Origin of the sequence: Pantoea sp. Ap-967 (genome assembly GCF_011752565.1) — a bacterium.
Classification (GTDB): domain Bacteria; phylum Pseudomonadota; class Gammaproteobacteria; order Pseudomonadales; family Pseudomonadaceae; genus Aquipseudomonas.
This window is the reverse complement of the sequence record NZ_VWXK01000009.1, coordinates 105,252-116,548: the sequence shown is the minus strand read 5'-3', so window position 1 is coordinate 116,548 and position 11,297 is coordinate 105,252. Positions and strand designations below refer to the sequence as shown.

Below are 11,297 nucleotides of genomic sequence, written 5' to 3'. Positions count from 1 at the left end.
ATGGATATCCAGAGCAGCCGCGTGCGCGCGGTAAAAAGCTCGCCGAGCATGGCTGTGTCGGTGCTGGCCAAGCAGATGCTGGCCAAGGGTGAGCCGGTGATCAACCTCGCATTGGGTGAGCCGGACTACAACGTCCCGGCCCACGTCATCGAGGCTGCCCACCAGGCGATGCTGGCCGGTAACAACCACTACACCGCGCCCAACGGCATGGAGAGCCTGCGCCAGGCGATCGTCGACAAGTTCGCCCGGGAAAACGACCTGGCCTATGGCCTGGACGAAATCTGTGTTGGCAACGGCGCCAAGCAACTGCTGTTCAACGCCTTCCTGGCCACGCTGGAAGAAGGTGATGAAGTGGTCACCCCGGCGCCGTACTGGGTGTCGTACACCGACATGGCAATGCTCAATGGCGGTGTGCCGGTGGTGATTCCTTGCGGCGCCGAACAGGGCTTCAAGGTTACCCCCGAGCAGTTGGAAGCGGCCATCACCCCGCGTACGCGCTGGGTGATGCTGAACTCACCGAACAACCCGAGCGGGGCGATCTTCACCCGTGACGAGTTCGCCGCACTGGGCAAGGTGCTGGAGCGCCACCCCAAGGTGCTGGTGATTTCCGACGAGATCTACGAGCACATCGTGCTCGGCGACCAGCCGTTCGTGTCGTTCGTCACCGCGTGCCCGCAACTGCGCGAGCGCACCTTGCTGATCAACGGCGTGTCCAAGGCCTACGCCATGACCGGCTACCGCCTGGGTTACGCGGCAGGGCCCAAAGACCTGATCGTGGCCATGAACAAGACCCAGTCGCAAACCACCACCTGCCCGTCGAGCATTTCCCAGCTGGCGGCAGTGGCGGCGCTGAATGGCCCGCAGGACTTCGTGCGTGACGCCAACCGCGAGTACCAGGCCCGGGGCGACCTGGTGGTGCGTGGCCTGGCACAAATCCCAGGGCTGAAGCTGGCGATGCCCCAAGGTGCGTTCTATGCCTTCCCCGAGGTCAGCGCCTACATTGGCAAGCGCACCCCGGACGGCCAGGTGATCAACAACGACACCGAACTCTCGGCCTACCTGCTGCGCGTTGGCAAGGTGGCCACGGTGCCGGGCTCGGCGTTTGGCGTGGAGCCCTATGTGCGGCTGTCCTTCGCCACTTCGCGCCAGGAACTGGAACAAGCGTTGGGCCAGCTGCGCGATGCGTTCGCGCAACTGGCCTGACCACGACGATCTGAACAGAGGTAAACCATGAGCAAGCCTTTCAAACGCCTGCTGATCACCGGCGCCGCAGGCCGCCTGGGCAGCGTGCTGCGCAAGCACCTGGCGCAATTTGCCGATGAGCTGCGCCTGACCGACATCGCCGACCTGGGCCATGCCGCGCCCCACGAAGAACTGGTGCGCTGCGACCTGGGCAACTTCGACGACGTACTGCCACTGACCGAGGGCGTCGACGCCATCGTGCATGCCGGTGGCGTGCCGGTTGAGGACACCTTCGACAAGATCCTCAACGGCAACATCGTCGGCACCTACAACATCTACGAGGCAGCCCGGCGCAATGGCGTCAAGCGCGTGGTGTACACCAGCTCCAACCACGCCATCGGCTTCTACGACCGCACCGAAACCATCGACGCCACCGCCGCGCACCGCCCTGACAGCCTGTACGGCGTCAGCAAGTGCTTTGCCGAGGACCTGGGCCGCTACTACTGGGACAAGTTCGCCATCGAGTCGGTGAACCTGCGCATCGGCTCGTCGTTCCCCGAGCCACTGGACCGGCGCATGCTCGCCACCTGGCTGTCGTTCGACGACTTCGCCCAGCTCACCGAGCGCTCGCTGCTGGCGCCTCGCGTCGGCCACATGATCGTCTACGGCATGTCCAACAACCGCGAAAGCCTGTGGGACAACCGCCTGGCCTCGTCGATCGGCTACGTGCCGAAGGACAGTGCCGACGACTACCGCGAGAAGGTGCTCGCCGAGCACCCGCCGCTCAAGCCCGACGAGCCGGCCGCACGCTACCACGGCGGCAACTTCGCCGGCGCTGGCCACTTCGAAGACCCCAAGTAACCAGAGGATTCCTGTAGGAGCGGGCTTGCCCCGCGAACACCGGCGAAGCCGGTGCCAGGCACCGCGTCGCATGCTTCGCGGGGCAAGCCCGCTCCTACAGGGGGCCCTGCTATCTCCAGAAAGAGAGCTCATTCCATGGCTTCCACCGCAAAACAACAGAATTACGATGTGGTGATCGTCGGCGGCGCCGTCAACGGCAGCTCCACCGCCTATTTCCTGGCCAACAACCCCGACTTCAAAGGCTCGGTACTGGTCATCGAGCGTGACTGGACCTACAACAAGTCGGCCACCGCGCTGTCGAGCAGTTCGATCCGCCAGCAGTTCTCCAACCCGATCAACATCGAGATCTCCAAGTTCGGCGCCGATTTCGTGCGCAACTTCCCCGACCTGATGGAAGTGGATGGCGACCGCCCGGACCTGGCCTTCCACGAGAACGGCTACCTGTTCCTCGGTGACGACAAGGGCTTCGACGTGCTGCGCCGCCTGCACGATACCCAGGTGTCCCACGGCGCCGACGTGCACCTGCTCGACCCCGAGCAGCTGCAGCGCAAGTTCCCCTGGGTGAACATCGACAGCCTCGCCGGTGCCAGCTACGGCCAAACCGGCGAAGGTTGGTTCGACAGCCTCGGCATGCTCAACGGCTTCCGCCGCAAGGCTCGTTCCATGGGCATCGAGTACATCGAGAACCAGGTGGTTGGCATCGACCGCCAGGGCGACCGCATCACCGGCGTACAGCTGGCCAGCGGTGAGCGCATCGGCTGCGGCCTGCTGGTCAACTGCGCCGGCACCCGTGGCACCCAGGTGGCGCGCATGGCTGGCCTGGACATCCCGGTCGAGCCGCGCCGCCGCTCGCTGTTCGTGTTCGACTGCCGCACCCCGCTGGAAGGCACCGTGCCGCTGACCATCGACCCAACCGGCGTGTTCTTCCGCCCCGAGGGCAAGTTCTACCTGGGCGGCACCTACCCGAAAAACGACCCTGAAGTGGACTTCGAAGATTTCGAAGTGCTGCACGACGAGTTCGACGAAGAAGTCTGGCCGATTCTGGCCGAGCGCGTGCCGGCGTTCGAAGGCATCAAAGTAGTCAACTACTGGGCTGGGCACTACGACTTCTGCGTGCTCGACCACAACGCCATCGTCGGCCCGCACAACGAGGTGAGCAACTTCCTGTTCTGCAACGGTTTCAGCGGCCATGGCCTGCAGCAGGCGCCGGCCATCGGCCGTGGCCTGTCCGAGCTGATTACCTACGGCGGCTACCGCTCGCTCGACCTGGGCGCGCTGAGCTACCAGCGGGTGATCGACAACAAACCGTTCCTGGAAGATTCGGTCATCTGAGCGCGCGGCCTGAAGGAGAACAACAATGAGCAATTCGCAAGAGAAACGCAGCGGTGGCCAGGTGCTGGTCGACGCACTGCGGGTGAATGGGGTCGAACGCGCCTTCTGCGTGCCGGGCGAAAGCTACCTGGCGGTACTCGACGCGCTGCATGACGTGCAGGATGAAATCGACCTGATCGTCTGCCGCCAGGAGGGCGGGGCGGCCTACATGGCCGAGGCCTACGGCAAGCTGACCGGCAAGCCGGGCATCTGCTTCGTCACCCGAGGCCCGGGTGCCACCAATGCCTCGGTGGGTGTACACACCGCCTTCCAGGACTCCACGCCGATGCTGCTGTTCATCGGCCAGGTGGCCCGCGACCAGATCGAGCGCGAAGCCTTCCAGGAAGTGGACTACCGGCGCATGTTCGGCCAGATGGCCAAGTGGGTGGTACAGATCGACGACGCCGCGCGCATTCCCGAGCTGGTCAACCAGGCCTTCCAGCGCGCCATCAGCGGCCGCCCGGGCCCGGTGGTGATCGCCCTGCCCGAAGACATGCTGACCGACCTGGTGCAGGTGGCCGATGCCCGCCCGGCCAAACGCGTGGAAGCCGCCCCGGCTCCTGAAGCCCTGGGCGAGCTGCAGCAATTGCTGGCCAAGGCCGAGCGCCCGTTGGTGGTGGCCGGCGGTGGCGGCTGGACCGCCGAAGCCGTGGCCAGCCTGAAAACCTTCGTGCACACCCAGAACCTGCCGCTGGCGGCGTCGTTCCGCTGCCAGGACCTGTTCGACAACACCGACCCGCACTATGCCGGCGACCTGGGCCTGGCCGCCGGGCCGGTGCTGGTGGAGGCCGTGCAGCAGTCCGATTTGTTGATCGTGATTGGCGCGCGGCTGGGCGAGATGACCACCGGTGGCTATGCCCTGGTCGACATCCCGACACCCAAGCAAGCCCTGGTGCACGTGCATGCCAGTGCCGAGGAGATCGGCCGCGTCTACCAGCCGACCCTGGGCATCAATGCCGGCCCCGGCAGCTTCCTGCGCCAGGCCAATATCCTTGGCCCGGTGCGCCCGCAGGCCTTCGAAGACTGGGTGGCCAAGCTCAACAGCGGCTACCGCGGCAACTTCGAAACCCCGCGTTCGCCGGGCGATGTGCAGATGAGCGAAGTGATCGCCTGGCTGAACAAGCAGCTGCCGGCCGACAGCATCCTTACCTGCGGCGCCGGCAACTACACCGGTTGGGTGCACCGCGGCTACCAGCACCAGGTGTTCCGCACACTGCTGGGCCCGACCAATGGCTCGATGGGCTATGGCGTGCCGGCGGCGGTGGCCGCCAAGCTCACCTACCCGCAGCGCACCGTGGTGGCCTTTGCCGGTGACGGTTGCTTCCTGATGAATGGCCAGGAGTTGGCCACGGCGGTGCACTACGATGCCCGGCTGATCACCATCGTGGTCAACAACGGCATGTACGGCACCATCCGCATGCACCAGGAGCGCAGTTACCCAGGCCGTGTCTCGGGCACCGAACTGCACAACCCGGACTTCGCCGCACTGGCCCGTGCCTACGGCCTGCATGGCGAAACCGTGACCCGCACCGAAGACTTCGCGGCCGCCTTCGAGCGCTGCCAGGCCGCGAGCAAGCCTGCGCTGATCGAGATCCAGGTGGACCCTGAAGCCCTGACCCCGCGCATGACCCTCAGCCAGATCCGCGACAAGGCCCTGCAGGCCAAGCGCTGATTCGCCTCAGGTGGGGCGCGGTCCGGCCCCACCTTTTTTCCTTCTTCGAACGAGCCAATCGACATGAACCTTGCCGATCACGATCTGCTGCGTGAAGTTTGCTACATCGATGGAAAATGGCTGGCGGCCGACAGCGGCCAGCGCATTGCCGTGACCAACCCGGCCACCGGCGCGGTGCTCGGCCATGTGCCGCGCATGGGCGCCGAGGAAACCCGGCGTGCCATTGCCGCCGCCGAGCGGGCGCTGCCAGCCTGGCGTGCGCTGACCGCCAAGGAACGCGCCGCACGGCTGCAGGCCTGGTTCCGCGAGATCCTGGCCCACCAGGAAGACCTGGCGCGCATCATGACCGCCGAGCAGGGCAAGCCGCTGGCCGAGTCCCGTGGCGAAATCGCCTTTGCCGCCGCCTATGTGGAGTTCTATGCCGAGGAAGGCAAGCGCATCTATGGCGATGTGATCCCTTCGCCCAGCGCCGACCGCCGGCTGATCGTCACCAAGGAGCCGATTGGCGTGTGTGCGGCGATCACCCCGTGGAACTTCCCGGCGGCGATGATCACCCGCAAGGCCGCGCCGGCCCTGGCTGCTGGCTGTACGCTGGTACTCAAGCCGGCCTCGCAAACGCCGTTCAGTGCGCTGGCCCTGTGCGTGCTGGCCGAGCGGGCAGGCATCCCGGCCGGGGTGCTGAGCGTGGTCACCGGTGACTCGGCGGCCATCGGCGGCGAGCTGACCGCAAGCCCCGTGGTACGCAAGTTGTCGTTCACCGGCTCCACCCCCATCGGCATCCAGTTGCTGCAGCAGTCGGCGGCGACGGTGAAGAAGGTGACCATGGAGCTGGGCGGCAATGCGCCCTTTATCGTGTTCGACGATGCCGACCTGGAAAAGGCCGTGGAAGGTGCGCTGATCGCCAAGTTCCGCAACAGCGGGCAAACCTGCGTGTGTGCCAACCGCTTCTATATCCAGGATGGCATCTATGAGCGTTTCGTGGCGCGCTTTGCCGAGCGGGTGCGTGAGCTGGTGGTGGGGCAGGGCGATGCACCGGGCACCCAGGTTGGCCCGATGATCGACGGGCGCGCCGCCGGTGGCGTCGAGCGCCTGGTGGGCGAGGCGGTGGAGGCTGGGGCGCGGGTGGTGGCCGGTGGGCGCCGGCATGCGCTGGGTGAGGCGTTCTTCGAGCCGACCTTGCTGGCCGATGTAACGGCGGACATGCGCGTGGCGCGGGAGGAGATTTTCGGGCCGGTGGCGCCGATCTTCCGGTTCAGCAGCGAAGAGGAGGTGATTGCCCAGGCCAATGACACCGAGTTCGGCCTGGCCTGTTACCTGTATGCGCGGGATGTCGGGCGTATCTGGCGGGTGTCCGAGGCGCTGGAATACGGCATGGTCGGGGTCAACGTGGGCGTGGTGGCCACCGAAGTGGCGCCGTTTGGCGGGGTGAAGGCGTCCGGGCTAGGGCGCGAAGGGTCGCGCTACGGGATCGAGGATTACCTGGAGATCAAGTACGTGTGCCTTGGCCTCTGAGGTTTCCCTGAGCCATTGATGCTGGGCCTTTCGCGGGCAAGCCCGCTCCCACAGGGATCGCACACCGTTTCAGGCCTGTGCCGTACCTGTAGGAGCGGGCTTGCCCGCGATAGGGCCGGCCCAGGCAATCGCCCACCCCAGGCATTGCGCCGTACCTGTGGGAGCGGGCTTGCCCGCGATAGAGCCGGCCCAGGCAATTGCCCACCCCAGGCATTGCGCCGCACCTGTAGGAGCGGGCTTGCCCCGCGAAAGGGCCGGCACAGGCTACCGCTCACCCCTTGGCATCAAGCAACCGCTGGTACCGCGACAAGCTCTCTTCCAAATGCTTGCGCAACGCCGTGCGCGCACTGCTCACATCGCCCATGCTGATCGCCGACAGGATCGCCCCATGCTCGCGCCCAATCTTCTTGATATGCGCCTGGCGGTTCTTGCCCGTCACCTGCCCATGCTTGAGGTTCAGGTCGAGGATAATGTCCGGCCCCAGCGCTTCGAGCAGCTGGGTGAAGTGCGGGTTGTTGGTGGCGCGGGCAATGGCCAGGTGGAACTCGAAGTCGGCGCGCGCCTCTTCTTCCTGACTGGCACCGTCCAGCGAGTTGAAGCGGTCGAACGCTTCGGTGATCGCCGCCATGCTTGCCGGGCTGCGGCGCTCGGCAGCGCGGGCCACCGATTCGGCCTCGATCCCCAGGCGCAGCTCAAGAATCTGCGCAGCGGCGCGCACATCGTCCACCACGCTGTCGATGGCAAAGCCAATGCGCTTGACGTCCTGTTCGACCACGAACACGCCCACGCCCTGGCGCGCGATCAGGCGCCCGCCCAGGCGCAGCGAAGCCACCGCCTCACGGATCACCGGGCGGCTGACATTGAATTCCTTGCACAGCTCCTGCTCGGACGGCAGCTTGTCGCCCGGGCCGTAAGTGCCGTTGTCGATCCGGCCGGACAGCTCCTGGATCACGGTTTCCGCCAGATTGGCGCGGCGCGTGCCTAACGACGCATTCATAGAGGTGTTGCTCCTGAAACTGATTGGCTCATCACGGTTGTTCTCCGGCAGGTTGCGCGCAGCCCGAAAGCCCATGCGGCGGGATCCGTAGCCAACCAGCGGTGATGTTGTCGGCATATGTTATCAAACATCTTACCAGGTGGTAGGACGACCCCTTTTGCTGGCGAGGATTTCGTCGGCCTTCGGAAAAATTTATTTACCGACTCCCCCAGCATACACCCATTGACAGTTGCCTGCTGACTGTTATCTTACAAGTGCGACGGCGTTCGTGCCAATTCGCAAGCGGTAAGCACAGTGTTTCGAGGTTCGTCCAATTACGACTGGGAGCTGAGCATGTATAAGAACAACGGGGGGCGTACAGCCCTCGCCACCGCGGTAACCTTGCTGATGGCCATGGGGACGGCGTACGCAGCAGACAGTGAAGTGGTGCGGATCGGCTTCGCCGGCCCGCTCACCGGGCCCTCGGCGCACCAAGGACAGGACGTCGAGCATGGCATCCAGATCGCCGTGGAGGAGGCCAACCAGCAGCAACTGAAGATCGGCGACAAAGTGGCCGAGTTCAAGCTGGTGTCCGAGGACGACGTCGCCGACCCACGCACCGGCACCGCCGTGGCGCAGCGCCTGGTAGACTCGAAAGTGGCCGTGGTGATCGGCCATTACAACTCCGGTACCAGCATTCCCGCATCGAAAATCTACGCCGCCGCCGGCATTCCGCAGATTTCGCCCTCGGCCACCAACCCCACCCTGACCCGCCAGGGCATCGACTCGGTGTTCCGCACCGTCAACGACGACGCCACCCTGGGCCGCTACGCCGGCAACTACCTGGTCAACCAACTCAAGGCCCAGCGCATCGCCATCTTCGATGACCGTACCGCCTACGGCCAGGGCCTGGCCGACGAGGTGACCAAGGCCGTCAAGGCTGCCGGCGGCAATGTGGTGGTGCGCGAGTACACCAACGACAAGTCCACCGACTTCAACGCCATCCTCACCACCGCCAAGGCGCAAAAGGCCGACGCCGTGTTCTTCGCCGCCCTCGACTACCAGGCCGCGCCCATGGCCAAGCAGATGAAGAACCTGGGCCTGAAGGCGCGCTTCATGAACATCGGCAACCTGCCCAACGACTCGTTCAAGCAAATGGCCGGCAGCGCTGCCGAAGGCGTGTACGCCTGGAACTACGGCACGCCACTGCTGGACATGCCCAAGGGCGCGGCCTTCGAGCAGAAGCTCAAGGACAAGTTCGGCGTGGGCGTGGTGCAGTCGTCGCCGGCCGCCTACGACGCCACCTGGGCGGCGATCAACGCCATGGTCAAGGCCGGCTCCGACGACCCCAAGGTCTACCTGCCAGTGCTCAAGCAGCAGAGCTATGACGGCGTCACCGGCACCATCGCCTTCGACGACAAGGGCAACCTGAAGAACCCGGCCGCGACCGTGTTCCAGTTCGAAGGCGGCGGCTGGAAAACCCTGTCGGTCGAGCGCGACTGAGTTTCACCCCATAACAAGCGGGCACAAGCCTGCCACATAACAAGAAGACTTTTCCCACCTGCCAGGCCTGTCGGCGTGCGGCGCTGTGCCGCCGCGCGCCGACGACAACGCAGTTTCGAGGATTCAGCGCGTGGACGGTAACTTCGATATCTTGTTGCAACAGGTCCTCAACGGCCTGGTGCTGGGCAGTATCTATGCCCTGGTAGCCCTGGGCTACACCATGGTCTACGGCATCATCGGCCTGATCAACTTCGCCCATGGCGAGGTGGTGATGGTTGGCGCGATGGTGACCATCTCGGTACTCACGATGCTCGCCGGCGCAGGCTTCGCCCCGGGCGTGCTCACCTTGCTGTTGGCCATCATGGCGGCGGCGGTGGTATGCATGCTGCTGGCCCAGGGCATGGAAAAATACGCCTATCGGCCCCTGCGCAAGGCGCCGCGGCTAACCCCGCTGATCCTGGCCATCGGCATCTCCATCGCCCTGCAGAACCTGGCGATGATGATCTGGGGGCGCGGTTACAAAACCTTCCCCGAGGTGGTCGAGGTGCAGCCGGTGGAGGTGTTCGGCGCCACCCTGACCAATGTCCAGGTGGCGATCATGCTGATTGCCGTGGTGATCATGTTCGGCCTCTGGCTGCTGGTGGACAAGACCCGCCTGGGCAAGGCCATGCGCGCCACCGCGCAAAACCAGGAAGTGGCCGGGCTGATGGGCATCAACATCAACCGGGTGATCAGCGCCACCTTCCTGATCGGCGCCAGCCTGGGCGTCATCGCCGGGGTGATGCGCGCCATCAACTACGGCCAGGCCGACGCCTACATGGGCCTGCTGCTGGGCCTCAAGGCGTTCTCCGCCGCCGTGCTCGGCGGCATCGGCAACCTGTTCGGGGCCATGGCCGGCGGCCTGCTGCTGGGGCTGATCGAGTCGCTGGCGGCGGGCTACACCGGGCAGCTCACCGGGGGCTTCCTGGGCGCCAACTACCAGGACATCTTCGCCTTCGCCGTGCTGATTCTGGTGCTGTTGCTGCGGCCAAACGGCCTGCTTGGCGAACGCCAGGCCGACCGGGCCTGAGGAGGCAGTGATGAAAAACCTCAAGACTCAGTACCTGCTGTTGATCCTCGGCTTCATCGCCTTGCCGTTTCTGGTCGAGGCCATTCCCATGCTCGGCCCGACCTGGGTGCGCATCCTTGGCTTTGCCATGCTCTACGTGCTGCTGGCGCTGGGGTTGAACATCGTCATCGGCTACGCCGGGCTGCTGGACATGGGCTACATCGGCTTCTACGCCATCGGCGCCTACCTGTATGCACTGCTGGCCTCGCCACACCTGCAACTGGCCGGCCTGCTGGACAACGTGCTTGACTGGCCCGTGTGGGTGATCATCCCCGTGGCGGCGGTGGCGGCGGCCATTTGCGGGGTGCTGATCGGCGCGCCGGTGCTCAAGCTGCGGGGCGACTACCTGGCCATCGTCACCCTGGGCTTCGGCGAGATCATCCGCATCTTCATGAACAACCTGGACCAGCCGGTGAACCTCACCAACGGCCCCCAGGGCATCAGCAACATCGCCCCGCTGCACGTCGACTTTGGCGCCTGGTCCCACGCCCCCGGCGCGGGCGCAACACCGGTGGTGTCGCTGCAGCAGGGCTGGAGCCTGTTCGGCCTGCAGGTGTCGCCGGTCATCAGCTACTACCTGTTCTTCCTGGCCATCGTCATCCTCTGCATCGTGCTGTCCAAGCGCCTTGAAGTCTCGCGTATCGGCCGCGCCTGGATGGCCCTGCGCGAAGACGAAGTGGCCGCCGAGGCCATGGGCCTGAACAAGCGCAACCTCAAGCTGCTGGCCTTTGCCATGGGCGCCACCTTTGGTGGCGTGAGCGGGGTGCTGTTCGCCAGCTACCAGGGGTTCGTCAGCCCCGAGTCGTTCACCTTGATGGAGTCGATCATGGTGCTGGCCATGGTGGTACTCGGCGGCATGGGTTCGATCCGTGGCGTGGTGCTGGGGGCGTTGATCCTGTCGGTGATGCCTGAGTTGTTCCGCGACCTGGTCAACTGGATTCAGCCATGGGTCATGGAGCATGTCACCTTCATCGACCGCGACATCCTGCGCAACGTGCTGGATGCCTCGACCCTGCGCATGCTGGTGTTTGGTTTCGCCCTGATTCTGGTGATGCGCTTTCGCCCTGAAGGGCTGTGGCCGTCCGACCGCCGCCGCGCCGAGTTGCACGACG

8 protein-coding genes and 1 pseudogene are annotated in these 11,297 nt (G+C 65.2%); 8 read left to right on the top strand and 1 reads right to left on the bottom strand.

The window, feature by feature from the left end:
• From F3J45_RS11980 to F3J45_RS11960, 5 genes are all read left to right on the top strand, one after another.
• Complete coding sequence (locus tag F3J45_RS11980) at positions 1-1,203, top strand: pyridoxal phosphate-dependent aminotransferase (RefSeq protein ID WP_167062254.1); 1,203 nt, start codon at positions 1-3, stop codon at positions 1,201-1,203.
• A 27-nt stretch (positions 1,204-1,230) separates the two neighbouring features.
• The gene (locus F3J45_RS11975) at positions 1,231-2,043 is read left to right on the top strand and encodes an NAD(P)-dependent oxidoreductase (protein ID WP_167062252.1); all 813 of its coding nucleotides are present in this window, start codon (positions 1,231-1,233) and stop codon (positions 2,041-2,043) included.
• Between the two features lie 135 nt (positions 2,044-2,178).
• Positions 2,179-3,375 (top strand): FAD-binding oxidoreductase, encoded by a 1,197-nt coding sequence (locus F3J45_RS11970; RefSeq protein WP_167062249.1) that lies wholly within the window; start codon positions 2,179-2,181, stop codon positions 3,373-3,375.
• Between the two features lie 25 nt (positions 3,376-3,400).
• Positions 3,401-5,086, top strand: coding sequence for a thiamine pyrophosphate-binding protein (locus F3J45_RS11965; protein ID WP_167062246.1), 1,686 nt, complete (start codon positions 3,401-3,403; stop codon positions 5,084-5,086).
• A 63-nt stretch (positions 5,087-5,149) separates the two neighbouring features.
• Positions 5,150-6,598, top strand: a complete 1,449-nt coding sequence (locus F3J45_RS11960) for an NAD-dependent succinate-semialdehyde dehydrogenase (protein WP_167062243.1) — start codon at positions 5,150-5,152, stop codon at positions 6,596-6,598.
• Between the two features lie 271 nt (positions 6,599-6,869).
• On the opposite strand, the gene F3J45_RS11955 is transcribed toward F3J45_RS11960, so the two are convergent.
• Positions 6,870-7,595, bottom strand: a complete 726-nt coding sequence (locus F3J45_RS11955; protein WP_167062240.1) for a FadR/GntR family transcriptional regulator — start codon at positions 7,593-7,595, stop codon at positions 6,870-6,872.
• Positions 7,596-7,928: 333 nt separating this feature from the next.
• On the opposite strand from F3J45_RS11955, the gene F3J45_RS11950 reads away from it, so the two are divergent.
• The 3 genes and pseudogenes from F3J45_RS11950 to F3J45_RS11940 all read left to right on the top strand — a co-directional run.
• The gene (locus F3J45_RS11950; RefSeq protein WP_205299612.1) at positions 7,929-9,077 is read left to right on the top strand and encodes a branched-chain amino acid ABC transporter substrate-binding protein; all 1,149 of its coding nucleotides are present in this window, start codon (positions 7,929-7,931) and stop codon (positions 9,075-9,077) included.
• 178 nt (positions 9,078-9,255) lie between these two features.
• Positions 9,256-10,146 carry a branched-chain amino acid ABC transporter permease gene (locus tag F3J45_RS11945; protein ID WP_370526369.1) on the top strand — a complete coding sequence of 297 codons (891 nt, stop codon included), beginning with the start codon at positions 9,256-9,258 and terminating at the stop codon, positions 10,144-10,146.
• A gap of 88 nt (positions 10,147-10,234) precedes the next feature.
• Positions 10,235-11,266 (top strand): annotated as a pseudogene (locus F3J45_RS11940) (ABC transporter ATP-binding protein); the annotation flags it as partial.
• Positions 11,267-11,297: the final 31 nt, after the last annotated feature.